The 25,338-nt window shown below is 40.6% G+C and carries 23 protein-coding genes; 12 read left to right on the plus strand and 11 right to left on the minus strand.

Annotated elements, in window-relative coordinates; translation table 11 throughout:
* Window position 1: 1 nt before the first annotated feature.
* Complete coding sequence (locus ACWPKD_RS11475) at window positions 2–913, plus strand: AEC family transporter (protein WP_455412818.1); 912 nt, start codon at window positions 2–4, stop codon at window positions 911–913.
* Window positions 914–1,011: 98 nt separating this feature from the next.
* On the opposite strand, the gene ACWPKD_RS11480 is transcribed toward ACWPKD_RS11475, so the two are convergent.
* Complete coding sequence (locus ACWPKD_RS11480) at window positions 1,012–1,746, minus strand: hypothetical protein (protein WP_455412819.1); 735 nt, start codon at window positions 1,744–1,746, stop codon at window positions 1,012–1,014.
* Between the two features lie 80 nt (window positions 1,747–1,826).
* Window positions 1,827–2,405 (minus strand): Crp/Fnr family transcriptional regulator, encoded by a 579-nt coding sequence (locus tag ACWPKD_RS11485; protein ID WP_455412820.1) that lies wholly within the window; start codon window positions 2,403–2,405, stop codon window positions 1,827–1,829.
* 594 nt (window positions 2,406–2,999) lie between these two features.
* Here ACWPKD_RS11485 and ACWPKD_RS11490 point away from each other — a divergent pair.
* Window positions 3,000–4,403: an FAD-binding oxidoreductase gene (locus ACWPKD_RS11490; protein WP_455412821.1), complete on the plus strand. Its 1,404-nt coding sequence runs from the start codon at window positions 3,000–3,002 to the stop codon at window positions 4,401–4,403.
* A 39-nt stretch (window positions 4,404–4,442) separates the two neighbouring features.
* On the opposite strand, the gene ACWPKD_RS11495 is transcribed toward ACWPKD_RS11490, so the two are convergent.
* Window positions 4,443–4,919: a hypothetical protein gene (locus tag ACWPKD_RS11495; protein ID WP_455412822.1), complete on the minus strand. Its 477-nt coding sequence runs from the start codon at window positions 4,917–4,919 to the stop codon at window positions 4,443–4,445.
* Between the two features lie 53 nt (window positions 4,920–4,972).
* On the opposite strand from ACWPKD_RS11495, the gene ACWPKD_RS11500 reads away from it, so the two are divergent.
* Window positions 4,973–5,341 (plus strand): hypothetical protein, encoded by a 369-nt coding sequence (locus tag ACWPKD_RS11500; RefSeq protein ID WP_455412823.1) that lies wholly within the window; start codon window positions 4,973–4,975, stop codon window positions 5,339–5,341.
* 100 nt (window positions 5,342–5,441) lie between these two features.
* Window positions 5,442–7,586, plus strand: a complete 2,145-nt coding sequence (locus tag ACWPKD_RS11505) for a TonB-dependent receptor (RefSeq protein ID WP_455412824.1) — start codon at window positions 5,442–5,444, stop codon at window positions 7,584–7,586.
* A 27-nt stretch (window positions 7,587–7,613) separates the two neighbouring features.
* Here ACWPKD_RS11505 and ACWPKD_RS11510 read toward each other — a convergent pair whose 3' ends face one another.
* From ACWPKD_RS11510 to ACWPKD_RS11535, 6 genes are all read right to left on the minus strand, one after another.
* Window positions 7,614–8,192: a hypothetical protein gene (locus ACWPKD_RS11510; protein WP_455412825.1), complete on the minus strand. Its 579-nt coding sequence runs from the start codon at window positions 8,190–8,192 to the stop codon at window positions 7,614–7,616.
* 78 nt (window positions 8,193–8,270) lie between these two features.
* Window positions 8,271–11,627 (minus strand): preprotein translocase subunit SecA, encoded by a 3,357-nt coding sequence (secA, locus tag ACWPKD_RS11515; RefSeq protein ID WP_455412826.1) that lies wholly within the window; start codon window positions 11,625–11,627, stop codon window positions 8,271–8,273.
* Between the two features lie 89 nt (window positions 11,628–11,716).
* Window positions 11,717–11,938 (minus strand): DUF2795 domain-containing protein, encoded by a 222-nt coding sequence (locus ACWPKD_RS11520; RefSeq protein WP_002986941.1) that lies wholly within the window; start codon window positions 11,936–11,938, stop codon window positions 11,717–11,719.
* Between the two features lie 157 nt (window positions 11,939–12,095).
* Window positions 12,096–12,668, minus strand: a complete 573-nt coding sequence (locus ACWPKD_RS11525) for a cob(I)yrinic acid a,c-diamide adenosyltransferase (RefSeq protein WP_455412827.1) — start codon at window positions 12,666–12,668, stop codon at window positions 12,096–12,098.
* Between the two features lie 245 nt (window positions 12,669–12,913).
* Window positions 12,914–13,603, minus strand: coding sequence for an ABC transporter ATP-binding protein (locus ACWPKD_RS11530; RefSeq protein ID WP_455412828.1), 690 nt, complete (start codon window positions 13,601–13,603; stop codon window positions 12,914–12,916).
* A 342-nt stretch (window positions 13,604–13,945) separates the two neighbouring features.
* Window positions 13,946–14,725, minus strand: coding sequence for an O-methyltransferase (locus ACWPKD_RS11535; RefSeq protein WP_455412829.1), 780 nt, complete (start codon window positions 14,723–14,725; stop codon window positions 13,946–13,948).
* 146 nt (window positions 14,726–14,871) lie between these two features.
* On the opposite strand from ACWPKD_RS11535, the gene ACWPKD_RS11540 reads away from it, so the two are divergent.
* Window positions 14,872–16,425 (plus strand): SDR family NAD(P)-dependent oxidoreductase, encoded by a 1,554-nt coding sequence (locus ACWPKD_RS11540; protein ID WP_455412830.1) that lies wholly within the window; start codon window positions 14,872–14,874, stop codon window positions 16,423–16,425.
* Between the two features lie 179 nt (window positions 16,426–16,604).
* Here the strand turns inward: ACWPKD_RS11540 and ACWPKD_RS11545 are convergent, their stop codons facing one another.
* Both ACWPKD_RS11545 and ACWPKD_RS11550 read right to left on the minus strand, forming a co-directional pair.
* Window positions 16,605–17,324 carry a hypothetical protein gene (locus tag ACWPKD_RS11545; RefSeq protein WP_455412831.1) on the minus strand — a complete coding sequence of 240 codons (720 nt, stop codon included), beginning with the start codon at window positions 17,322–17,324 and terminating at the stop codon, window positions 16,605–16,607.
* A gap of 2 nt (window positions 17,325–17,326) precedes the next feature.
* On the minus strand, window positions 17,327–19,183 hold the full coding sequence (locus tag ACWPKD_RS11550; protein ID WP_455412832.1) for an ABC-F family ATP-binding cassette domain-containing protein: 1,857 nt from the start codon (window positions 19,181–19,183) through the stop codon (window positions 17,327–17,329).
* 111 nt (window positions 19,184–19,294) lie between these two features.
* On the opposite strand from ACWPKD_RS11550, the gene ACWPKD_RS11555 reads away from it, so the two are divergent.
* The 7 genes from ACWPKD_RS11555 (at window position 19,295) to ACWPKD_RS11585 (ending at window position 25,329) form a co-directional block, all read left to right on the plus strand.
* Window positions 19,295–20,455, plus strand: a complete 1,161-nt coding sequence (locus tag ACWPKD_RS11555; protein ID WP_455412833.1) for a glycosyltransferase family 2 protein — start codon at window positions 19,295–19,297, stop codon at window positions 20,453–20,455.
* An 84-nt stretch (window positions 20,456–20,539) separates the two neighbouring features.
* A complete protein-coding gene (locus ACWPKD_RS11560) occupies window positions 20,540–21,838 on the plus strand; it encodes a dihydrolipoamide acetyltransferase family protein (protein ID WP_455412834.1) in 1,299 nt (432 codons plus the stop codon).
* Between the two features lie 84 nt (window positions 21,839–21,922).
* Window positions 21,923–22,864, plus strand: a complete 942-nt coding sequence (locus ACWPKD_RS11565; protein WP_455412835.1) for a YARHG domain-containing protein — start codon at window positions 21,923–21,925, stop codon at window positions 22,862–22,864.
* Window positions 22,865–23,488, plus strand: coding sequence for a DUF2306 domain-containing protein (locus ACWPKD_RS11570; RefSeq protein ID WP_455412836.1), 624 nt, complete (start codon window positions 22,865–22,867; stop codon window positions 23,486–23,488).
* Window positions 23,489–23,529: 41 nt separating this feature from the next.
* The gene (locus tag ACWPKD_RS11575) at window positions 23,530–24,303 is read left to right on the plus strand and encodes an exonuclease domain-containing protein (RefSeq protein ID WP_455412837.1); all 774 of its coding nucleotides are present in this window, start codon (window positions 23,530–23,532) and stop codon (window positions 24,301–24,303) included.
* 70 nt (window positions 24,304–24,373) lie between these two features.
* The gene (locus ACWPKD_RS11580) at window positions 24,374–24,985 is read left to right on the plus strand and encodes a fumarylacetoacetate hydrolase family protein (RefSeq protein WP_455412838.1); all 612 of its coding nucleotides are present in this window, start codon (window positions 24,374–24,376) and stop codon (window positions 24,983–24,985) included.
* Window positions 24,985–25,329, plus strand: coding sequence for an Hpt domain-containing protein (locus ACWPKD_RS11585; protein WP_455412839.1), 345 nt, complete (start codon window positions 24,985–24,987; stop codon window positions 25,327–25,329). The genes ACWPKD_RS11580 and ACWPKD_RS11585 overlap by 1 nt, the downstream gene beginning before the upstream one ends.
* The last annotated feature ends 9 nt before the right edge of the window (window positions 25,330–25,338 follow it).

Raw genomic sequence — 25,338 nt, forward strand, 5'->3', positions numbered from 1 at the left:
TATGGACAATATTTTACTCATTTTCGTCTGCATGCTTTTGGGCTTTCTGCTTAAAAGAAATGCAGCCTTTCCGCCTTTGAGTTATAAAACACTCAACCAGTTTGTGATTTACATTTCACTTCCGGCCGTGGCGTTGTATTATATTCCAAAACTTGAAATCAGTTCCAAATTGTTATTTCCTTTAGGAGTAGCCTGGCTGGGTTTTGCGCTTTCCTATTTGTTTTTTACGGCTTTCTCAAAACTATTCGGCTGGTCCAAAAAACTGACCGGCTGTTTGATCATTGTAGCCGGATTAGGGAATACTTCTTTCGTGGGTTTCCCGATTATAGAAGCAGTTTACGGCAAACAAGGCTTGGAAACAGCTGTAATTGTCGATCAGCCCGGTTCGTTTGTGGTGGTGTCTACGTTGGCGGTTTTGGTAGCTACGACCTATTCAAGAGGCACAACGAGTTCTGTGGAAATCTTCAAGAAAATTGCCCTTTTTCCACCGTTCATAGCTTTTTCAATCGCTTGTTTTCTGAATGTGCTTCAACTGGATTTTCCCGAAATGCTCCAATCCGTTTTTCAGCGTTTGGGCAGTACGGTTACGCCCATTGCTTTGGTTTCGGTAGGGATGCAGCTTGAATTCGACAGTAAAAGCAGACATTGGAAATTCTTAACATTGGGATTGTTTTTCAAACTTTTTGTTATGCCTGCTTTTTTCTATCTTTTGTATGTCATCTTACTGAAAGGACAAGGCCTCGAAGTACAGGTTTCTCTTTTGGAATCTGCCATGGCGCCCATGATTACCGGTGCGATCGTGGCTTCCAGTTACGGTTTAAAGCCCAAACTCGCCAACATGATGATTGGTTTCGGCATCCCGATTTCCTTCCTTACCCTGATTTTCTGGTATTTTGTTTTGAAATTTATTTGAAGCGGAAACCCGCTGTCCGCTATATCTTTATACCTGACAGGTTTTTAAAACCTGTCAGGTATAAAGGATGCCGCTCCCATCGGGGCTAGGGGCTTGTCTTAATTAGGAACAATAAAGTCCTTTATTTCCCCTTTATCATTATAAGTCTGAATTTTTGGTTCCCCTTTATCATCCACATAGATCATCATTTTGGGTTTACCGTCAGGCCCTGCTAAGAAAAGCCCGGAGCTGTTTCCTTTTGTACGTCCAATGAAAACCCTGTTGACAGCCCCTTGTTTACGCCATAATTCATTTAATTTCTGATTTCTTTCTTTCTCATCCGGAATCTTATTGATCGCAGCAATCTGTTTGTTGCGTTCTTCAAGATCGGATCCTAGGGGATATTCGTTAATCTTCAAGCCTCTTTGAATAAATGCTTTTCCATCGGCATAATACTCATCGTTTAAAAGTTGTACGACCTGATCGTCTTTATAATTGTCCATGGTAAAGGACATTCCCGAAATTGTTTTTCCGTCTTTAAATTTGGCCTGATGGATCAGTCCGCCACATTCATCCCCCTGGTTGTTGAAAAAGATAATTCCGGAAGGCCTTTCTCTTTTTTCCATTTCTTTTCCGTTCATTCTTCCGGGGTGCTGACGGGTTTCATTGCTCAACACCATTCGGGGTAAATTATCTTCTCCGGTAACGGTTATTTTTTTTACGGTGATTTCATCAAAATTTTCAATACGGTCTTTTGTGGTAAAACTGTTCAGTATTAAAAAGGAGAGTGTTAAAGTGCCGGCAATAGCATAAGTCATTAGAAAGTTAACTTTCTTTTCCATGGTTGTTTTCATTTTAATATCGGTTTATTCGGTTACTACTAATTGGGGGCAAGTTAGAATTTGCCGATACTAAAATGATTCACCTGGGTTAATTAATGCCCGGACGCGATTCTTTTTCTGATTCTGCTCAACGACTGTGGTTTTACACCGATGTAGGCCGCGATTAAGTATTGTGGGACTCTTTGGGTTAAGTCGGAATAGTTTTTTTGAAAATGCCTGTAGCGTTCTTCAGGCGTATGCATGTATAAAGAAAGCAACTGGTTTATTACAATTCCAAAGCGGTGTTCCAGTACCATCCTGCCGAATTTATTGCCTTCTTTTATTTCATTGTAAAGTCTTTGAATACTATCGAAATCAAGTACTAAAAACGTACAATCCTCAATGGCTTTTATGGAATGGATGGCTTTAGATTTGCTTATGAAAGTATGATATTCGGACACGAATTCCCCTTCTGCAGTAAAGTCCGTAATCGCCTCATTGTCATTTTTAAGCACATAATAATACACAAGTCCTTTGGTCAGGAAACCCACGCGTTTATTTGGCTTGTCAGCCTCGGTGAAATAGTCACCTTTTTTTATCTCAAGCGGTTTGAAGATTTGTGTGATCAATTGTTTTTCATCATCATTCAATACGACAAGCTGCTCAAAGGTATTCAATAAGGTTTCGTGCATTTTGAAATAGTTGACTGTTAAATAGCTTTAGTAATAAGTGTATGATAAATTCCATTTTTTCAACACCATTCCAAACATACTCATAAAGAATTACCTACACAATTAAGCTCTGACGAAAATCAAAAGAAAAGATTCCGGTTGGTTAAAAGTAAGCAAAACATACTCCATGTATACTTCATACATACTCCATGCTTACCTCATGGTTACTCCATGGTTACACCCGATAGCGCGGATTTGCAATCCGTGCCCACAAAGAGAAGCAACAAACTACACTCAATAGCATGGATTAACTAATGATTTGAAGGTTGTTTTGTTAGATTTGTTTTGAAGTTGATTGTAAGCACGGATTGCAAATCCGCGCTATCGGAATAGTTATAGTGTAGTTATAGCGTATATATAGCGTATATATAGCGTATATATAGCGTATATATATCATATTAGACCGGATATACAACCAAGCTGAGTTTTGGTTCTACTGATAAATCTTGCAGTATAACTCCTGTACTTAGTTCAGCCTAACAAAACAACATCTTTATTGGGAATAGATTTAACCATCCCATTTTAGTTTACTAAATTTGTTTAAAATAATCAGTCATGCAATTCACACCTGAAATAGTACAAAAACTTGAAGTAATCCTAGGGTCCTCATTTGTCTTTACCGATGAAGAAACCCGTAACCACTACGGTCACGATGAAACCGAAGATTATGTTTTTCCGCCATCAGTAGTGGTAAAGCCGGCTTCCGCTCAGGAAATTTCGGAAATTGTAAAACTGGCTAACGAATATAAAATACCTGTTGTGCCCATCGGCGGACGAACCGGTTTAAGTGGTGGGGCTTTGAGTATTCATCAGGGCATCGGTTTGTCCACCGACCGTTTGAACAAAATCCTTGAGATCGATGACAGAAATTTGCAGGTCGTAACCGAACCGGCTGTTATCACGCAGGTTTTACAGGAAACCCTATTGGAAAAAGGCTTGTTCTATCCGGTAGATCCGAGCAGCCGCGGCAGTTGTTTCATCGGTGGAAATGTAGCTGAAAATGCCGGAGGCGCCAGAGCGGTAAAATACGGTGTAACCAAAGATTATGTCCTGAATTTGGAAGTGGTTTTGCCTAACGGGGAAATCATCTGGACAGGAGCGAATACATTAAAAAACTCAACCGGTTATAACTTAACACAGTTAATGGTAGGCAGTGAAGGAACATTAGGGATCATCACTAAAATCGTTTTGAAACTGCTTCCGAAAAACGCACACAATGTCTTAATGCTCGTGCCGTTTTATAAAGCGGAGCAGGCGTGTGAAGCCGTTTCGGCGATTTTCAGGGCAGGTGTAGTGCCAAGTGCTTTGGAATTCATGGAGCGTGATGCCATCGACTGGGCCATCAAATACATCGACGGTGTGAATGTTGAAATTAAAGACAATATCCAGGCGCACTTACTAATCGAAGTAGACGGTAATTACCCCGATGTTCTGATGTTAGAAGCTGAAAAAATCATGGGCGTAGTCGAACAGTTCGAAATCGATGAAATCCTTTTTGCGGATACCGAAGATCAGAAAAATGCTTTGTGGCGCATGCGACGTGGCGTTGCGGAAGCGGTGAAATCCAATTCGGTTTACAAAGAAGAAGATACGGTAGTGCCGCGTTACGAATTACCGACTTTGCTGAAAGGCATCAAAACCATTGGTGATAAATACGGCTTCAAATCGGTGTGTTACGGGCATGCGGGCGACGGAAACTTGCACGTAAACATCATCAAAGCCGATATGACCGACGATAACTGGAAAACCGAAGTCCCGAAAGGCATCCGCGAAATCTTTGAACTGACCGTTTCTTTAAAAGGAACATTGTCCGGTGAGCACGGGATTGGGTATGTACAGAAGAATTTTATGGATATTGCCTTTAGCAACAGTCAGTTGCATCTGATGAAGAATATCAAAAAGGTTTTCGATCCGAACAACATCTTAAATCCGGGCAAGATTTTTCCGGATACACTATAATCAGTACTGAAAAAGGACGTAATGTAATTACGTCCTTTTTTATTTATTTCTAAATTCAGTTAAAGCTATATCAGGATTTTTAAACGTCGGCGGTTGTTCGCTAATGTTTGCGATGCGTTTTTTGTTCAGTTTCATCGTAATATCGGCTTCCGTTGTAAACAATAAAACCCACATAAACGGATTGTTGATATAAGGCGTTAATTCCGCTTCCATCTCCTCTAACGTAATGATTTTCTCAACTTCCTTTAGCCCTTCTTCGTAAATTTTAAACGTTACGGCAAGTTTCAGCGTATCGTCTGCAATAACAGTTCGCACGTAAATATTAACTAATTCCGGTTTTCCAATGGTTTTGGTAAAAGTTAATTTGGCGAAAGTGCCCTCATCAATACTGGATTGTACCGTGTTGAAAAAAGAAGTAAATACAATGCTGTTCGTCATTTTACAGGAGTTGAAACCATTATAGGTGTTAGATTTGTCAAAATTAGCTTTTTGCTGTTGAAGAGCATGTTTTTTCACGGATAAATATTCAAAAAGAATGTTTTTAAATTTTTGAGCAGTACTTTTACGGCGTGAAAAAAGCCATTGTAATCGTCGTATTTTTATTTATTCTGAAACCGATACTTCCGGTGCTGGAATACGTTTTGAATTACGATTACATTGTTAAGGAACTCTGTGAGAACAAGGCCAAGCCCGAAATGAAATGTAACGGAAAGTGTCATTTGATGAAAGAATTGGCAAAAGCGTCCGAAAAAGAAACTCCGGTTTCCTCCGATAAAAAAGCATCCCATCACGAATTTGAGGTTTTGTTTCTGGAGAAAGACCATTATCAGAACTTTACTTTCAGTGTTCCAAATGCAGCCGGTCAAAATACATCGGCTTATTCCAACTTCTATTTTTACGAAAAGTCCAAGCTGATTTTTCACCCGCCCATCGTTTAAGTTTTGCATTAAACTTTTTTTTTCTGCTGTACTCACAGTGGAATGACTGCTATTGATTTTATCAAAGCGAAAAATTTTAGTATCCTAACTTAACGAACAAATGAAAAAAATAATCCTTGCCTTATTGGTGACAGGGCAAATTATATATGGACAAAACCCAACTCAAAAAGATTCTGTAAAATCTAACCAGCTTGATGATGTGGTGGTTACTGCTAATCGGGGCGTTTCCTCTAAAAGAGAAGTTCCGGTTGCCATTTCCAAAATTTCACAGCAGACGATTAACGAAACCAAGGCCACTGCGGTCTATGAAATCATAAACAAAACTCCCGGCATTTTAATGGTGAATCTGGGAAGCGAACAACACTCGATGGCTATTCGTCAACCGATGACCACCAATGCGTATTACCTTTATTTGGAAGACGGCTTACCGATTCGTCCGATGGGTGTTTTCAACCACAACGCGCTTTTGGAAATCAATCAGTTTAACTTGCAGGCGATCGAAGTGGTAAAAGGGCCGGTTTCTTCACTTTACGGTCCTGAAGCTGTGGGTGGAGCGGTAAATCTCCTCTCATTAAAACCTTCCCTGAATCCGGAGATGAAATTAGGTATTCAGGCCGAACATTGGGGGTATAAGCGATTGCAGGCGGCCGGAAGTGCGATCTTTGGTAAATTCGGTTTTCATATTGCCGGTTTGTCCTCCTCGCAGCGGAATTCCTGGATGACTTTTTCGGATTACAACAAAGACAACATTAACGCGCGGTTTGATTATAATTTTAATGCCTCAACGCGTTTGATTGCGACGCTGTTTTATGGGGACTATTATTCCGATATGACCGGTACCGTAAACGAAAACGACTTTTACAACCGAACCTATAAAAGCACTACTGATTTCACGTACAGAAAATCAGAGGCTTTGCGAAGTAAAATAAGCTTTGAGAAAAACTGGAGCGACAATGCCTTTACAACTGTAACCGCTTTTCATCGCAACAACAAATTAGGTCAGAACCCATCCTACGGTATCCGATGGACGCCGGGGCAAACTACAGCCCGTGGGGAAATCAATTCCAACAATTTTAAAAGTTACGGGGCTGTGCTGCAACACAATCAAAAGATAAATTTTTTAAATACGTCTATCGTGGGCGGCGCGCTTTTTGATTATTCCCCTGTAGTGTATAATGCGTACCAAATCGATTTATTGGCAAATCTGAACCCGGGTGGACAAACCGTCAGCAGTTATGAAATTGTGGCCGAGCGTCCGGATATTAAGCTTTCGGATTATGAAGCTAAAATTTATAACAAGGCCGTTTTTATGCAGGCGACGGTCAAACCTGTTGAAAAGGTTGTACTGACTTTGGGAGGCCGTTACGACAACATGAGTTTTGATTATACCAACCGTATTGATCAATCTGCCGGAAATAAAGTTTACCAGCAGTTTACCTTTAAATCCGGTGTCAATTATAATCCGTTTGCCTTTGGGGGACTTTATGGTAATTATTCCCAGGGATTTGCGCCACCAGGACTAACTTCGATTTTCAGGGCCAAAGCCGGAACAGGTGGGAGCACGGGAACGCCGGCAGCTTTTTATTATAACCTGAAACCGGCCGAATTCAATAATTATGAAGTGGGAGGCTGGTTGAGTTTTCCAAAGCAGAAAATTACGATTGATTTTTCGCTGTACTACATGGAAGGGAAAAACGAACTGCTGAACATTCGTCAACCCGATAATTCCACGGATTACCAATCGGCGGGGAAAACCATGCATAAGGGAATTGAGTTTTCGGTGAATTATTGCCTGAGTGAACAGTTTAAAATGCGTATTGGCGGTACCACAGCCGTACATAAATTCATCGACTTCAAAATATCGGACAAACCCTCTGACCCGATTCAGAATTTAAGTGGTTTTGAAATGCCTTCCGCACCGAAATGGACCGGGAATTCCGAAGTGAGTTTTTATCCGAAATGGTTACCAAATTTCCGGACATCTGTGGAATGGCAAATGGTGCCAGGTTGGTATCAGGATCAGGTCAATACCGCTAAATATGACGGATACAATGTTTTTAATGCGCGATTTGGCTATCAGTGGAAGGGATTTGAGTTTTACGGAAACCTAATGAACCTCACCGATAAACTGTATGCCTATAACGTTACAAGAGGAAATACCGTCACTTCAGCACCAACGTATACCGCTGCCGCACCACGGACTTTTGTTTTTGGGTTGCAGTATAATTTATCATTGAAGAAATAAAAAAAAGCCTCAAAAGAGGCTTTTTTTTTATTGTAATCCAAGTTGTTTTCTGATGGCTTCCGGAATGACTTTGTCCAGAAAAGTTTTTTGAGCAATGTCGTAGTTGACAAACCGCCATTTGTTTTGCGTAAGGGCATCGGATACGGCAATCATCACGTCGTTGCCTTCTATAAGGAAACTGTTGCGGTCTTTTTCGAAGGTGATTTTTTTATCTTTCATGCTTTCTTTAAAGCTGGTAATCATGGTTTGAGCGGTAGCATCATCGATTTTTTCTTCAAACTTCATACGGATGGCACCTTTGTAATTGATGATGCAAAAAGTCTGGTTCCCGATCTTCTTAAGCTCTGAAAAGGTGAATTTAGGGTTCGGATAGACAAACCGTACTCCGAATTGTTCATTTTGGAAGGTTTTGTCGAGGGTTTCATACATGGTTTCCCTTTTTACGATATCGAACAGTTTTGGGTAGGTGTAATCCAGTATGCCGTTGAAATCCATGTTGTAAGAAGCTTCATAGATTTTTTGGGTGGAGGTTTTCAGTTCCGATACGGATTGCGCCTGAAGTAACGACAGAAAGAATAGGGCGATTAAAGAAAGTTTTAATTTCATACCATCATATTTTTCTTAAAAATACAAAAAATCCCCGACTACTTTCATAATCGGGGATCTTTATTATTTGCGGTTTGCTTAGTCGTTAACTATAATCCATTCGCCTGAAGCTAAAAGCGATTCTGCTTTTTTGTACTTCATGGTTTCGGATTTTCCGCTCATCACATGCTTGATAGTAACATTGTCGTTACGGTTGATTTTCGGAGCATCACGTACAACAGTTTCCGTTACATGGTGCTGCTGTTGTGTTTGTGCTGCTTCACGGTGTCTGGAAGCCATTTCATCCGTATTCAATACTTCTTCTTTTGAAGTGGTGTATTCTTCCTGTACCGGGATTTCTTCCGCTTCCTGAATGTTGTTCGGGTTTTGGGAAGGTAAATCACCTTTGAACAAGAACGAAATCACTTCTTTGTTGATACCGTCTAACATGTTTTTGAACAGGTTGAACGCTTCGAATTTGTAGATCAATAGCGGATCTTTTTGCTCGTGTACGGCCAACTGAACCGATTGTTTCAATTCGTCCATTTTACGTAAGTGCTTTTTCCACGCTTCGTCAACAATGGCTAAAGTGATGTTCTTTTCGAAATCGGTCAATAATGTTTTTCCTTCGCTGGTGTAAGCTTTTTCCAGATCGGTAACCACATTCAGTGATTTGATACCGTCTGTGAAAGGTACTACGATACGCTCGTACTGGCCATTGTTGTTTTCGTATACATTTTTGATAACCGGGAAAGCATCTTTTGCATTGCGCACTTGTTTGCTCTCGTAAGTTTCCATTGCTGCTTTGTACACTTTTCCGGCAATTTCAACCTCAGTAAGTCTGTTGAAATCGTTTTCTGATACCGGTGATTCGATAGCGAAATTACGGATTAACTCGAACTCAAAGTTTTTGAAATCTTTGGTTATTTTGTTGCTTTCGGTAATCAATTCTGCCAAGTCATACATCATGTTCGCGATATCCACTTTCAAACGTTCTCCGTGTAAAGCATGACGACGGCGTTTGTAAACCACTTCACGTTGCGCGTTCATTACGTCGTCATATTCTAACAAACGTTTACGAACCCCGAAGTTGTTTTCCTCTACTTTTTTCTGTGCTCTTTCGATGGATTTGGTCATCATCGAGTGCTGAATTACTTCACCTTCTTTGATTCCCATTCGGTCCATGATTTTCGCCACACGCTCCGAACCGAACAAACGCATCAGGTTATCTTCCAAAGACACATAGAACTGTGAACTTCCCGGATCTCCCTGACGACCCGCACGACCACGTAACTGACGGTCTACACGACGCGAATCGTGACGCTCCGTACCGATGATGGCTAAACCACCAGCCGCTTTTACTTCCGGAGACAATTTAATATCGGTTCCACGACCGGCCATGTTGGTTGCGATGGTTACAACGCCCGGATTACCAGCTTCAGCAACGATTTGTGCCTCTTGTTTGTGTAATTTCGCATTCAATACGTTGTGCTGGATGCCTTTCATTTTTAGCATACGGCTCAACAATTCGGAGATTTCTACCGAAGTCGTACCGATCAATACCGGACGGCCTTCTGCCACCAATTGTTGTACATCTTCTGCCACCGCGTTGAATTTCTCACGAACGGTGCGGTAGATTAGATCCTCTTTATCTTTACGGGCAATTCCTCTGTTGGTTGGAATTTCCACTACGTCTAATTTGTAGATTTCCCAGAACTCACCAGCCTCAGTTACCGCAGTACCGGTCATACCTCCCAATTTGTTGTACATACGGAAGTAGTTCTGAAGGGTAATGGTTGCAAAAGTTTGGGTTGCTGCCTCGATTTTTACGTTTTCTTTAGCTTCAATCGCCTGGTGTAAACCGTCGGAATAACGGCGTCCGTCCATGATACGTCCGGTTTGCTCATCAACAATCAAAATTTTGTTGTCCATGATTACGTATTCCGTATCTTTTTCGAATAGGGTATAGGCTTTTAAAAGTTGCGTTAACGTGTGGATACGCTCGCTTTTCACACCGAAGTCCTGGAATAAAACTTCTTTGGCTTCTGCTTCCTGTTCTTTTGGAAGGTTTTGTCTTTCGATGTTGGCGATTTCTGTACCGATGTCCGGTAAGATGAAGAAATCGTCCGACGTATCTTTGGACATGAATTTGATACCGTTATCGGTCAATTCTACCTGATTGTTTTTCTCTTCAATTACAAAATACAAAGCTTCGTCAACCTGTGGCATTTTACGGTTGTTGTCCTGCATGTATTCGTTTTCCGTTTTCTGAAGGATTTGTTTTACCCCTTCTTCAGAAAGGAATTTGATCAAGGCTTTGTTTTTTGGTAAAGCACGGTAAGCTCTTAATAATTGGAAACCGCCGTCTTTAGTATTTCCTTCTTTGATCAAACGTTTTGCTTCCGTTAAGAAACCGTTCGCCAATTGACGCTGAAGGTTGTATAAGTTTTCGATTTTCGGTTTTAATTCGTTGAATTCGTGACGGTCTCCCTGAGGAACCGGTCCTGAGATGATTAGCGGGGTACGGGCATCGTCAATCAATACGGAATCCACCTCATCGACAATCGCGTAGTTGTGTTTTCTTTGTACCAATTCACCCGGCGTGTGTGCCATGTTATCACGTAAATAGTCGAAACCGAATTCATTATTGGTTCCATAAGTGATATCCGCTTCGTAGGCTTTTCTACGGGCATCGGTGTTTGGTTGGTGGTTGTCGATACAATCTACGGTCATCCCGTGGAACTCGAACAACGGTGCTTTCCAGGTGCTGTCACGTTTGGCAAGGTAATCATTCACGGTTACCAGGTGAACACCGTTTCCGGTTAAAGCATTTAAATACAACGGCAAGGTTGCCACTAATGTTTTTCCTTCCCCGGTCTGCATCTCGGAGATTTTCCCCTGGTGTAATACCGTACCACCAATCAACTGAACGTCGTAGTGGATCATGTCCCAGGTGATGGCTTTTCCGGCGGCATCCCAGGAGTTGGCCCAAACCGCGTTGTCGCCTTCAATAGATATATAGGATTTTGCTCCCGATAATTCGCGGTCTTTTGCCGTAGCCGTAACCGTGATCTGGGTGTTTTCTTTGAAACGGCGTGCGGTTTCTTTTACTACTGCGAAAGCTTCCGGTAAAATATCGTTCAATATTTTTTCTGAGATTTCATACGCTTCTTTTTCCAAAGCATCGATAGCAGCATAGATATCTTCTCTTGTGTCGATGTTGTCAGTAGCTTCAGCTTCCTGTTTTAATTCTTCAATCTTGGCATCTTTTTCTGCTCTTGCATTTTTGATCTGCTCTTTGAAGAAAGTGGTCTTAGCTCTTAATTCATCATGGGAAAGCGCCGCTAAAGCACTTTCGTAAGATTTAATCTTCGTAATGATGGGCTGGATAGCCTTTACGTCTTTCTGGGATTTGTCTCCCACAAAAGCCTTTATTATGCTGTTTATGAAACTCATAATTCTGTTGGTTTATATACTGATAAATGTGTGCAAATTTACACAAAAAAAAAGCCTCATCTGAGACTTTTTCGCTGTGTGTTTATTTTTTAATACTCATCCTCGTTCCAAAGGTAATCTTCATCGGTAGGATAGTCAGGCCAAATCTCTTCCATTGATTCGTAGATTTCACCTTCGTCTTCGATAGACTGTAAGTTTTCTACAACTTCTAAAGGAGCTCCTGTTCTGATCGCATAGTCGATTAGTTCATCTTTTGTGGCTGGCCACGGAGCATCGCTTAGATAAGATGCTAATTCTAATGTCCAATACATCTTTTATATCGATTTATAGTTTTATGCAAAAATAAATTTTATACTGAAAAAATCAAGTAAAATTCGTTTTATTTTAAAAAAAGTTAAGAACGTCGTTTTTTAGTGCTCAGTTTTCAGTTGCAGTTTTCAGTTTCTGAATGCTGAATACTGTGACTGATTACTGTTTACGCGGAATCCATTTTACTTCATCAGCGTGCAAGTCAAACGACAACTTCCGTGCCAAGACAAAAAGGTAGTCAGAAAGTCGGTTCAGATAGGTTAAAACCAGTTCATCGATGGCCTCAATTTCGTTCAGATGCGTGGTTAAACGCTCGGCACGACGGCACACACAGCGTGCTATATGACAATATGACACGGTAGTATGACCACCTGGCAAAACAAAGTGCGTCATAGGGGGTAAAGCGGTGTCCATCGCATCGATTTCGTTTTCCAGAAGCGTAATGTCTTCAGGAGAAATGCGGTTGATGTTTAAACGTTGTTGCCCGTTTTTAAGCACTTCTTTTTCCGGTGGTGTGGCTAAAATGGCTCCGAGGGTGAAAAGACGGTCCTGAACTTCTATCAGAATGTTTTTGTACAACGGATTGATGTCCTGATCACGGATTAAGCCGATATAGGAGTTTAATTCGTCTACGGTACCGTAACTTTCAATGCGGATATGGTGTTTCGGAACACGGGTGCCTCCGAAAAGTGCAGTGGTTCCTTTGTCGCCGGTTTTGGTATATACTTTCATGAATTGGTTATTTGTGGTTTGGTTATTCGTAATTCGTAATTAATCTAGTCGCTAAGTTACTGAGTTTTTCAAGGACTATCCAAACACAAAAGACAAAAACTCCCTAGCCCTGACAGCAGCGGCACGAAGTACAGCGGATGGCAGGAACATGGTTTGCCGGTTAGCCAAAACCATTCGCTCCCATTTAAAACGGTTGTTGATTATTGCTTTTTTCAGAAATTGAAAACTGCGACTGTAAACAGTGACTACCTGTTCGGATTATCACTCTCGATCATGCCGTCTTTTAAACGGATGATGCGGTGGGCATGTCTAGCAATGTCTTCCTCGTGGGTTACCAGGATTACCGTGTTTCCGTTGGCATGGATTTCGTCGAAAAGGTTCATGATTTCCACCGACGTTTTACTGTCAAGGTTTCCGGTTGGTTCATCGGCTAAAATAATGGACGGATGATTAACCAAGGCTCGCGCAACCGCTACGCGCTGACGTTGTCCTCCGGAAAGTTGGTTGGGTTTGTGGTCCATACGATCGGCAAGGCCTACCTGGGTTAAAACGGTAGTAGCGCGTTTGTCACGGCTTTCTTTATTGTGCCCGGCATAAATCATTGGTAAAGCCACGTTGTCTAACGCAGTGGTTCTGGGCATCAGGTTGAAGGTCTGGAACACGAAACCGATTTCTTTGTTACGGATTCCGGCCAGTTCGTCGTCTTCCATTTTGCTGACATCTTTTCCGTTAAGAATGTAACTGCCGGCAGTTGGGGTGTCAAGGCATCCCAAAAGATTCATCAAAGTTGATTTACCGGACCCGGAAGGCCCCATCAAGGCTACGTATTCACCTTTGTTGATTTGTAAATCGATTCCTTTTAAAACGTAAACGATTTCGTTACCAAGCGGGAAATCGCGGGTAATTCCTTTGATGTTGATGATGGGCTGTGACATTGCTGGCTTTTTTTCGGATTAAAAATACAAAAACGGATTCTGATACGATAATAAGTAGCCAATTTTTAAGAGTTGTTACAGCCTTACATAAAAACTCCCCACTCGTGAAAGCAGGGAGATTAAAAAAAGTATGATGTGCGATGAGTTATAACTCATCTCTGATGGGTCGTAACTCAATGTAAAGTTATTGATTTTTAGTAAGTTACAATTTTAAAATATGTTATTTGTTTGTTAAAATTCTGTCTTTTAAGGGATTAAAAGAATACTTTGTAATACCGCCAAAACTTTAGGGAATTGATGCTGTTTCAGGTATAATTTCGAAATGATCAGGTAGGAAGCGGCTTAAATCCGGATGGTGAAATGCTCTTTTTCCTGCTCGTAACGGAAGAATACGAAGCCCCATTGAAAAGTGTCGATGGTTACCGTTACTTTCGGATGGTTTTTGATGATTTCCCAGGCTTCCTCCATAGCTGCAGACCAATGAATGTCGTCGAAAATCCAAACGGTGTCGTTGGTGATGGTAGGTAAAAGCAATTCAAAATACGTAAGTGTAGCTTCTTTGGAATGGTTGCCGTCGAAGTAAATGAGTTTCCAGTCGCAATTTCCGGTCGCAGTTTTTGAAAAATAGTCTTTGAATTCCGTTACCTGAGCTTCAATATTAGTAAGATTGAATTTCTGAAATTGGCTTTGTGCCACGCCTGATGTTTCCGGGCAGCCCTCAAGTGTTACGATTTTGGCTTTAGGATTACCTGTCGAAAGGGCGGAAGTTGCCAGTCCTAACGAAGTCCCGATTTCTAAAATGGTATCCGGTTGGAAATAAGTAACGGTTCTGTATAATAATTCCGCTCGTTTTGGTGTAATTCCGGCGGTTTGTGCAATTTTAGAAATTTGTCTTGTGTTCGATTTGAAAACCCTTGAGCCAGCTCCAAAGTCTGTAACTTCAATTGTTTTTTTGTTGCGAAGTAATTCGTTTCGGTAGTGCTTCAGAATTTTGTACTCCGGTTTCGTTTTTCTGTCGTAAAAGCATTTCGTTACCAATGAATACACAAATGGCGAATGTACTCCGTGTTGGTTTTTGGAGTGCCAAAGAAAATTCAGATAAGCTTTTATTTGAAACAGCATAGTCGTGCACAAGGTTTTACAAACAAGAGGCGAAGATACAAAGTCATTTTCAGAAAGATTGAATCGTTTACAGTAAAAAGTTGAAACCAGATTTAAAAACTATATTTGCAGCCTTGGCAGTTCCGTCAAGACCGACACCTTGTTTTATGAAGACGAAAGATGAAATAGAGAATACAAACGCATTAACTTCGGAAGAAATTAATAAATGCATTGCGCTATTGACGCAGTTAAATACCAATACTGATCAGATATTTGATATTCCGAAAGAGCAGCGAACAGCCTTGATTAAAGCTGCTGGGCAATTCTCCAGACCGGATCGTGATGAACTTTCCCGCAGAAAAAAGGATGGAAGATTAGTAGCCAAACGCAAAAAGGAAAATGCAGACAAAACCGCGCGAAAAGAAACCGGAATAAGAAGTGCTCGCGAGGCAAGTATTTTTATTGCACCAAAATTATTAGCAGCTGCGGATTTGGTCAATAAAGAACAATTGGAATTGGAAACGCCAAGAAATTGTTACGTCTGTAAAACGCCCTTTACCAAACTGCACCATTTTTACGATACGATGTGCGGCGATTGCGGCGATTTTAATTATGCCAAACGTTTTCAGACCGCAAATGTAAAAGGACAAATAGCTGTGGTTACAGGCTCTCGTTTAAAGATCGGGTATCACATTACGTTGATGCTTTTACGTGGCGGGGCTACAGTTATTGCAACTACGCGTTTTCCGGTCGATTCCGCTTTGCGTTTTGCACAGGAAGAGGATTTTATGGAGTGGGGACATCGGTTAAAAATTCACGGATTGGATTTGCGACACATTCCCAGTGTAGAGATTTTCTGCAATTTTATTGAACAAAAATACGGTCGTTTGGATATTCTGATCAATAACGCTGCGCAAACGGTAAGGCGCCCCGCTGGTTTTTATGCGCATTTAATGGAGAACGAAGAACGTTCGGTTGCCTCTTTACCAAAACAAGTACAGGATTTATTGTTCGACCATACTGATTGTTTGCAGGAATTGAAAGTATTGACCATGGGCGCTTCTTCCAGTCAGAATATGCCGGTAACCTGGCATGGGCCGGAACCGGGGATTGGTTTGCGGGCTTCGGCTAAATTATCGCAGATTCCTTATTCGTTTGATAATACGCTGGTAGCGAATGAAGTTTTTCCGGAAGGCGAATTGGATGCCGATTTACAGCAAGTCGATTTAAGAAAAACCAACAGCTGGCGTTTAAAACTAGGGCAAATTGAAACTACGGAAATGATTGAAGTGCAATTGGTAAATTCGGTAGCGCCTTTTGTTTTGTGTAACCGTCTAGCAGAAGTTATGAAGAAGGACAACACGGGGCAAAAGCACATTATAAACGTTTCTGCGATGGAAGGTAAGTTTTATTATGGATATAAAGACGACCGTCATCCGCATACCAATATGGCTAAAGCAGCACTGAACATGTTAACGCATACGGCGGCAGGTTCTTTGGCAAAAGACGGTATTTTTATGAATGCGGTAGACACAGGCTGGGTTACCGATGAAGATCCGGCAGAGTTGGCAAAAAGAAAACAGGAAGAAGAAGATTTTCAGCCACCACTTGATATTGTTGATGGTGCTGCACGCGTTATGGATCCTTTGTTTGATGGGATCAATACCGGAAAACACTGGTGTGGAAAGTTCTTAAAAGATTATGTGCCGATAGCTTGGTAATACCCCGTTTCTAAATAAACAAAAACCACAGCAGAATTTTGTTTTGCTGTGGTTTTTGTTTTATCGTAAACATTTGGTTACCAAAGAATAAATAAATGACAATGCACTCCGTGTTGGTTTTTAGAGTGCCAAAGGAATTGCAGGTAAGATGTGATTATAGGCAACATTCCTTGGCTAAATTATAAACGGTAACCCACCCGAAAACCGATAGAGAAGTTCCCGTCAGTGCCTGACATTTCTTCCAAATCTTTACCAAAGTAATGAATGTTGTCTTTAGGAATGTGGCCTAAATTAGTGTCGTATTTTCTATCGAAGTTTTTGATATTTCGTTTAAGCCCGCCAACATACATATAAGGTTCAAGAACAAAATTTTGCACCGACATTTGGTATCCGAAACATAAATTGATTCCGTAAACTTCTTTATTAACTCCCAATTCGTCGGTTTGCATATTTGTTGCTGTATCGTAATCGCTTTCGTTGCGATAATAGGATTGATCGTAGTTATAGCTGTTCCTTCTGTAAAAAACCTGAATTCCGGTATAAATTCCGGTAGGCTTTTCTTTTGCTGTGTTTGAATCGTCAGCTTTCTTCTTTTTAAAGTAATCGTAGAAATAAAACCTTCCTTCGGTTATAACCCTGTATCCTGAGGTGTTGACAGAAATGGTATCTGTTTTTTTACCTAAATCATACAGTTGCACTCCAAGTTCGGTCTGCACCGAGAAATAGTTGTTAAGTTTTCGTTCTGCTGCAAATTGAATTGTCGGAAAGGAAAACACATCAACCGCAGCGGTAGTGTTCCATTTTACGATCCAGTTTTTTGGCTTTGTGTCTTCTGTTTGTGCTGATGTGCTGAAGGTTACAAAGACGAATAAAATAAAAAACAATAACTTTTTTCCCATGATTATTCTGATTTAGCAGAAAGTTCAAACCAGCGTTCTTCTTTTTCTTCTATTTTTTTGATGACGTTTTGCAATTCGTTGGCTTTCTTTTCTATATCTGCATCTATTACTTTTCCGTCCGAAAACAATTGCTCGATTTCTTTTTTCTTCAGTTCTAAATCTTTTATTTCACGTTCGAGTTTCTGAAATTCTTTCTGTTCGTTAAAAGTTAAACCTGAAGAAGCCGGATTGTTTTGTTTCCAGTTGACTTTTTCCTTCGGTTCTTCTTTTGCAGGCTCGGCACTGTCTTCGTAAGCACGGAAATCAGAGTAATTTCCAGGGAAGTTCTCAATTTCACCTTGTCCGCGGAATACAAATAAATGATCCACGATTTTGTCCATGAAATAACGGTCGTGCGAAACTACTAATAAACAGCCCGGATAATCCAAAAGGAAACTTTCCAGAACATTTAACGTTACAATATCCAAATCGTTTGTGGGCTCATCGAGAATCAAAAAGTTAGGATTCTGAATCAAAACCGTACACAAATATAAACGTTTCAATTCGCCACCGCTTAGTTTTTCAACGTAGTCATATTGTTTTTTGGCATCGAATAAAAAGCGTTCCAACAATTGCGAAGCCGAAATGATGCGGCCTTTTGCCAGCGGAATGTATTCGCCGAATTCTTTAATGATATCGATTACACGTTGTCCCGGTTGCGGATTGATACCGCTTTGGGTGTAGTAACCGATTTTTATAGTGTCGCCAACCACCACTTTTCCGCTATCGGCAGGAATGGTGCCGGTCAGCAAATTCAGGAATGTGGATTTTCCGGTTCCGTTTTTCCCGATGATCCCGATTCTGGCTCCGCGTTGAAAATCAAAAGTAAAATCGTTTAAAATGATTTTGTCGCCGAATTTTTTAGAGATTTTGTGAAGTTCGATAATCTTACTTCCCATGCGCTCCATATTGATTTCGAGCTCAACTACGTTTTCTTTTCTGCGGCTTTCGGCTACTTCCTTAATTTTGTAGAAGTCGTCCTGACGCGATTTTGATTTTGTGGTTCTTGCTTTAGGCTGACGGCGCATCCAGGCCAATTCCTTTACGAAAAGGTTTTGTGCTTTGTCAATCGTTGCATTTTCCGAAGCGATGCGTTCTTCTTTTTTCTCCAAATAATAGGAATAATTCCCTTTGTATTGGTAGAGTTTACCGTTGTCCAATTCTATGATTTCGTTGCAAACGCGTTCCAAAAAGAAACGGTCGTGCGTTACCATGAACAAAGTGATGTTTTCTTTCGCGAAATAACTTTCCAGCCATTCGATCATTTCTAAGTCCAAGTGGTTGGTCGGCTCGTCCAGAATCAGTAAATCCGGTCGGTTGATTAAAATGATGGCCAGCGATAAACGTTTTTTCTGCCCTCCGGAAAGGTTTTTTACCTTCAGTTTGAAATCTTCCAGTTTCAGTTTGAACAGGATCTGTTTGAATTGCGTTTCGAAATCCCAGGCATTGTGGCGGTCCATGTCGTCGAAGGCTTTCTGATAGGCTTCTTCGTCTTCTGGACGCTCCAATGCTTTTTCATAACGCTCAATAACGTGCAGGATTTCATTATCCGAAGCGAAAATACTTTCTTCAATGGTCAACTCATCCTGCAGATTGTGATCCTGGGACAAAAACGCCATTTTGATTTCTTTGCGCACCACGACTTGTCCCGTATCCGGCTCGTCTTCACCATTGATGATTTTCATGATGCAGGTTTTTCCGGAACCGTTTTTTGCGATAAAGGCAATTTTCTGGTCTTTGTTGATACCGAACGAAATGTCTTTAAACAGGGTTCTTTCGCCGAACGATTTTGATATGTTTTCTACTGAAAGGTAATTCACTGGACAGTTATAAATTATAAGTTATGAGTTATGAATTTTTTGTAAAAGCATAACTTTTGCAAAAGTAGCTTATTTATAGCGCAATCAAAATTTTCAAATTATATTTGCTTTATGCAACTCTCGGTAATCATTCTTAATTATAACGTCCGTTACTTTCTGGAGCAATGTGTTTTGAGTGTCCAAAAGGCATTGGAAAACATTGACGGCGAAATCATTGTAGTGGATAATTTTTCCGTAGACGATAGTTGCGCGATGATGAAAAAGCGTTTTCCAAACGTGAAGCTTATCGAAAACAAAGCCAATCTCGGATTTCCCAAAGGAAATAATATAGGTGTGGCTGCAGCTAAAGGCGAATACATCTGCATTTTAAACCCCGATACGGTTGTTGCCGAAGATACATTTCAAAAAGTGCTCCAATTTGCCGAATCCCAACCGGATTTAGGAATTATAGGTTGTAAACTCATCGACGGAACCGGAAACTTTCTCCCGGAATGCAAACGCGGTGTGCCGACGCCGTGGGTAGCGTTTACCAAAATCTTCGGGTTGTATAAAATTTTTCCAAAATCTTCTCTTTTCAATAAATATTATGCGCAGCATTTGTCTGAAAATGAAACTGGTAAAGTTGATATCCTTGTAGGAGCTTTTATGGTGATGAAACGCAAGTTGTATATGGAAGTAGGCGGTTTTGATGAAAACTGTTTTATGTATTCCGATGATATCGATCTGAGTTATCTGGTTTTGAAATCGGGGAAATCGAATTATTATTTCCATGAAGCTTCGGTTATTCATTATAAAGGAGAAAGCACGGTGCGCGACGGAACCTATATGAAGCGTTTTCGTGAAGCGATGCAGTTTTTCTATAAAAAGCATTTCTGCGGTTCGGTAATTTTTGATGTTTTGATGCGAATTGGTGCTTTTGCTTTTGCATTACTGAAGAAAAACCAACAAAAGCAAGTGGTTTATGATGTTGCTGAATATGTTTTGATTTCTTCGGATGAAATACTGCAAAACAAATTGGAAAACCAACTGCAAAAAAAGATAACTCGCATTGCTGATATTGACGAAAATCTGTTATTTTCGCAGGCAAAATCACCTGAAAAGCATTTGGAAATCCTGTTGGACAACAATAATGTTAGATTTAAGGAAATAATCGCTTTTCTGGAACAGTATAAAAACAAAGGATTTACCTTTAAAATCATTCCTGAAAGCGCTTCTTTTATGATTGGAAGCAACAGCAGTAATGATAGAGGTGAAATCCTTGAAATCGAGTAAAAAATTACATTTTGTGAAATTATAAATCAAAATAATTATTAATTTTGCAAACTAAACTTAAAAACACAACCTTAGTTTAAAGATATGGCAAAGTTTGAATTGAAACTGCCCAAGATGGGAGAGAGTGTTGCAGAGGCAACAGTAACCAATTGGTTGAAAAAAGTTGGAGACCGAATTGAAATGGACGAAGCAGTACTTGAAATCGCTACCGATAAAGTAGACAGCGAAGTGCCTTCTGAAGTAGCCGGTACCCTTGTGGAAATTCTTTTCAATACGGATGATGTGGTTCAGGTTGGACAAACCATCGCGATTATCGAAACAGAAGGTGGTGCTGCAGTAGCTCCGGTTGCGGAAGCAGTAGCAGCTCCGGTTGCGGAAGTGGCTAAAACAGTAGAAGCAGCAAAAGAAGTTGCAGCTCCTGCGGATTTTTCAGCTTCAGACAAATTTTTCTCACCATTGGTGAAAAACATCGCTAAAGAGGAAGGAATTTCTCTTGCAGAATTAGAGTCTATCCAAGGTTCAGGAAAAGACGGAAGAGTAAACAAAGAAGATATCTTAAACTATATCAAAAACAGAGGAAGTCAGCCAGTTGCGGTAGCTCCTGTGACAGCGGCTCCGGTAGTTGCAGCTCCAGCTGCAGAAGTAGCGAAAGCGGCTCCGGTATCTGTAAACGGTGGGGACGAAATCGTGGAAATGGACAGAATGCGTAAGCTGATTTCCGGATACATGGTTGCTTCAGTGCAAACTTCGGCGCACGTTCAGTCGTTCATTGAAGTGGATGTAACCAACATCGTGAAATGGAGAGATAAAGTGAAAAACGCTTTCGAAAAGAGAGAAGGAGAGAAGTTAACCTTCACGCCAATCTTCATGGAAGCCGTTGCAAAAGCCTTGAAAGATTTCCCTGGAATGAATATTTCGGTTGACGGTGAATACATCATCAAACGTAAAAACATCAATTTAGGTATGGCAGCTGCTTTACCAAACGGAAACCTAATCGTGCCGGTAATCAAAAATGCAGACCAATTAAACTTGGTAGGTATGGCAAAAGCGGTTAACGATTTAGGCAACAGAGCAAAAGCGGGTAAATTGAAACCGGACGATACACAAGGAGGTACTTATACAGTAACGAACGTTGGTACTTTTGGGTCTGTTTTCGGAACACCGATCATCAACCAGCCGCAAGTGGGAATCTTAGCTTTAGGGGCTATACGTAAAGTGCCTGCGGTTATCGAAACGCCGGAAGGAGATTTCATCGGAATCCGTCAGAAAATGTTCTTGTCACACTCTTACGACCATAGAGTTGTAGACGGTGCCTTAGGAGGAAGCTTCGTAAAACGCGTTGCGGATTACCTTGAGGCTTGGGACATCAACAGAGATATTTAAGCATTAGATTGTTTATAAGTTATACAACCCGGTTGGAATTCTTCAATCGGGTTTTTTATATTTGGATAGCAAATTTTAGAAACGATGAGAGCATCCGTGTTTTTTCTTTTTCTGGTTTTGATGGGATGTAAAGACGCCATCAAAAATGAAAAGAAACTGGTAATAGCCAAACCTGATAAGATTGATTTTGTGGTTCCGCAGGTCAGCAAAAGTCTGACGGTTAACGTAAAGGAGGATTTGTTAGGTTATTGGGTGGGTGATTTCAGACCGGATTTGACTGAGGATGAAACCGATTCGATTAATCTGAATGAATCTAAAGTGCTTGATGAATCGAGAAAGAGGATTACACTTTCCATTGATGAAATCAAGGGAGGTTCTATTAAAGGGCATTCGGTAGTTTCAGGGACGATCAGTTCCTTTGAGGGGACTTTGCTGGAAACCAAAACCGATTTCTTTATTAAGTTAACCGAAAACAACAACGACAGGACAGATGGCGTGTTTCAGTTGCGGATTGAGAAAAAAGATTCTGTAGTAAGTGGAAAATGGAATGTTAAACAAGCTGATGCGGTGAAGTTCGGAAAGAAAAAACTTGAATTGAAAAAGAAACTTTTCAAGTACGATCCCAATATTGAACTGCTATTAGAATTTATAGACACGGACAAAACAAAACATCTTGTGATGCGGGATACGATAGATGGGGAAGAGGAAGTCTATGAGGATGATGAATATTTTATGACTACAGGAAGGATATTCGAGAAAAATGCTTCTAAAGATTTACTGCAAAAAGATTTTGTGGCGAATTTGACCAAAGCAGACATTTTTATCCTACGAAATTCGATTTTTGCACGACACGGATTTGCTTTCCGCGATAAACAGCTGCGCATGTATTTCGAAAATTTTGATTGGTATATGCCCGTTTTCGGGGACGTGAAAAACGAACTGACCGAAGTGGAGAAAAAGAACGTGGAATTGCTGTTGCGCTACGAGCAGAATGCGGTGGAATATTACGATGTTTTCGGGCGCTAAATGAATGCAGGCCTTTTAAAATATACACTGCTTTTAGGATACGGTTATTTTTCCTTTTTGCTGTTGCTTATTACGTTGCAATATTTTCCAATGGATTTTGATGTGGCGTTTTTAAGGATCAAGCAGGAAGAAATTTCAAAAGGATATTACAAAATAGCTTTTTTTACGCATGTGTACACCAGTATATTTTTGATGGTTTTCGGAGGAATACAGTTTTTTGTAAAACAGGGGGTAAGGCAGTACTATTGGCATCGTTTGTCTGGCAGGGCGTATGTTTTTATCATTCTGTTTTTGTCCGGTCCTTCAGGGCTTGTGATGTCCTATCATGCCAATGGTGGCTGGATTGCAAAAGTGCCTTTTTTATTACTGAGTGTGCTCTGGATTTATTTTACGGCAAAATCCTGGACCAGTGCAGTAAAAGGACAAATTGCCGAACATCGAAAGTATGCCATCCGAAGTTTTGCCCTAACACTTTCGGCAGTTTCCCTGAGGCTGTTTAAGTATGGGATTGTTTTTTTGTTTCATCCGCCCCCGATGGATACCTACAGAATTGTCGCCTGGCTTGGCTGGACGTTCAATTTGCTGCTGGCGGAAATCATCATTTATAATAAGTTTAAAAAATAAGCCGCATATCGATTATCTTTGTGCGGAATACAATCAACAGCATGGAATTAAAACTCAACAGGCCTATTTGTTTCTTTGATTTGGAAACTACCGGAATCGATGTCGGGAAAGACCGGATCGTGGAAATCGCAATAGTAAAAGTATACCCCAACGGCAATAAAGAAAGTAAAACCTGGCTGGTAAATCCAACTATTCCGATTCCTGCGCACGCGACTGCGGTTCACGGAATTACCAATGAAAAGGTAGCCAATGAGCCTACTTTTAAAGAATTGGCGACTCAGGTACATAACATGATAAAAGATTCGGATCTGGCAGGCTTTAATTCCGATCGTTTCGACATTCCGCTTTTGGCTGAAGAGTTGTTACGTGCCGAAGTGGATTTTGATATGAAAAACCGCGTTTCGGTAGACGTGCAGACTATTTTCCACAAAAAAGAAGAGCGTACCTTAAGTGCGGCCTATAAATTTTACTGCGGACAATCGCTTGAGAACGCGCACAGTGCCGAAGCCGATACCATGGCTACCTATGAAATACTAAAAGCACAATTAGAACGTTATCCGGAATTGGAGAACGATATGAAATCACTTTCGGAATTCACCACCAGAAAAAAATCCGTGGATTTTGCAGGATTCATTGCTTTGAATGCTGAAGGGCAGGAGATTTTTACCTTCGGAAAACACAAAGGTGCTTTAGTGGATGAGGTGCTGGAAAAAGAACCGGGTTATTTCGGCTGGATCCAAAACGCTGATTTTCCGTTGTATACCAAAAAGGTGCTGACTGCTATTAAACTAAGAAAACTGAATACAAAACAGTAATAATAAAGTTTTCAGTCGCCGTTACAGTTGGCAGGCTGAAAACTGAGACTGAAAACTGAGACTGAATACTATGAAAATCATCTGCATCGGCCGCAATTACGCCGACCATATTTCAGAACTGAATAACGAACGCCCGTCCGAACCTGTTATTTTCATGAAACCGGACACGGCTATTTTACCGAAACAGTTTCCGTTTGTGATCCCGGAATTTACCAAAGATGTGCATCATGAGGTGGAGATTCTAGTGAAAATCAATAAAGTAGGAAAATATATCGACGAAAAGTTTGCACATAAATATTATGATGAAATAGGTCTTGGGATCGATTTTACCGCACGAGACTTACAGGCCGAATTGAAAAGTAAGGGGTTGCCGTGGGAAAAAGCAAAGGCTTTTGACGGTTCAGCGATAATAAGTGACTTTTCATCGAAAAAAAATTTCAGTTCACTTGAAAATATTAACTTTGAATTAACCAACAACGGAACAGTAGTTCAACGTGGAAATACTAGCCAGATGTTGTGGAAAATTGATGAGATTATTGCTTATGTTTCACAGTTTTTCACCTTAAGAACAGGCGATATTATTTTTACAGGAACACCTGCCGGTGTTGCGAAAGTGCAACCAAATGACGTTTTGGAAGGTTTTATTGAAGGACAACAACTTTTTAGAATACAGGTAAAGTAATGGCGATATATTATAACTTATCAAAAGTCTATGAAATTTCGGATAACGATACCGATTTTGCACAGCAGATTATTAATCTTTTTGTTGAAGAAGTGCCTCATGAATTGAAGTCAATTAAGGAGGGGATCGAAGAAAAAGATTATGCAAAAACATATGCCTCTTCCCATAAAATCAAACCTACCCTGGATTTGTTGGGAATGGATTTAGCCTATGAAGAAAACCTTCAGGTTATGGAATGGACAAAATCCGAAGGCAAAAGAAAAGAGATTAAAGAAGTTTTTAAAAGCTTAAAAGAACACATTGAAAACGCCCTGAAAGAAGTGAAAAAAGATTACAATCTATAACTTTCAGAT

It is taken from the genome of Flavobacterium pedocola, from assembly GCF_053764385.1.

Bases quoted from the DNA above. Each gene is read 5' to 3' on its own strand.
- ACWPKD_RS11475 (WP_455412818.1), top strand. From the start codon at position 2: ATGGACAATATTTTACTCATTTTCGTCTGCATGCTTTTGGGCTTTCTG.
- ACWPKD_RS11480 (WP_455412819.1), bottom strand. From the start codon at position 1,746: ATGAAAACAACCATGGAAAAGAAAGTTAACTTTCTAATGACTTATGCT.
- ACWPKD_RS11485 (WP_455412820.1), bottom strand. From the start codon at position 2,405: ATGCACGAAACCTTATTGAATACCTTTGAGCAGCTTGTCGTATTGAAT.
- ACWPKD_RS11490 (WP_455412821.1), top strand. From the start codon at position 3,000: ATGCAATTCACACCTGAAATAGTACAAAAACTTGAAGTAATCCTAGGG.
- ACWPKD_RS11505 (WP_455412824.1), top strand. From the start codon at position 5,442: ATGAAAAAAATAATCCTTGCCTTATTGGTGACAGGGCAAATTATATAT.
- ACWPKD_RS11510 (WP_455412825.1), bottom strand. From the start codon at position 8,192: ATGAAATTAAAACTTTCTTTAATCGCCCTATTCTTTCTGTCGTTACTT.
- secA (WP_455412826.1), bottom strand. From the start codon at position 11,627: ATGAGTTTCATAAACAGCATAATAAAGGCTTTTGTGGGAGACAAATCC.
- ACWPKD_RS11520 (WP_002986941.1), bottom strand. From the start codon at position 11,938: ATGTATTGGACATTAGAATTAGCATCTTATCTAAGCGATGCTCCGTGG.
- ACWPKD_RS11525 (WP_455412827.1), bottom strand. From the start codon at position 12,668: ATGAAAGTATATACCAAAACCGGCGACAAAGGAACCACTGCACTTTTC.
- ACWPKD_RS11530 (WP_455412828.1), bottom strand. From the start codon at position 13,603: ATGTCACAGCCCATCATCAACATCAAAGGAATTACCCGCGATTTCCCG.
- ACWPKD_RS11535 (WP_455412829.1), bottom strand. From the start codon at position 14,725: ATGCTGTTTCAAATAAAAGCTTATCTGAATTTTCTTTGGCACTCCAAA.
- ACWPKD_RS11540 (WP_455412830.1), top strand. From the start codon at position 14,872: ATGAAGACGAAAGATGAAATAGAGAATACAAACGCATTAACTTCGGAA.
- ACWPKD_RS11545 (WP_455412831.1), bottom strand. From the start codon at position 17,324: ATGGGAAAAAAGTTATTGTTTTTTATTTTATTCGTCTTTGTAACCTTC.
- ACWPKD_RS11555 (WP_455412833.1), top strand. From the start codon at position 19,295: ATGCAACTCTCGGTAATCATTCTTAATTATAACGTCCGTTACTTTCTG.
- ACWPKD_RS11560 (WP_455412834.1), top strand. From the start codon at position 20,540: ATGGCAAAGTTTGAATTGAAACTGCCCAAGATGGGAGAGAGTGTTGCA.
- ACWPKD_RS11565 (WP_455412835.1), top strand. From the start codon at position 21,923: ATGAGAGCATCCGTGTTTTTTCTTTTTCTGGTTTTGATGGGATGTAAA.
- ACWPKD_RS11570 (WP_455412836.1), top strand. From the start codon at position 22,865: ATGAATGCAGGCCTTTTAAAATATACACTGCTTTTAGGATACGGTTAT.
- ACWPKD_RS11575 (WP_455412837.1), top strand. From the start codon at position 23,530: ATGGAATTAAAACTCAACAGGCCTATTTGTTTCTTTGATTTGGAAACT.
- ACWPKD_RS11580 (WP_455412838.1), top strand. From the start codon at position 24,374: ATGAAAATCATCTGCATCGGCCGCAATTACGCCGACCATATTTCAGAA.
- ACWPKD_RS11585 (WP_455412839.1), top strand. From the start codon at position 24,985: ATGGCGATATATTATAACTTATCAAAAGTCTATGAAATTTCGGATAAC.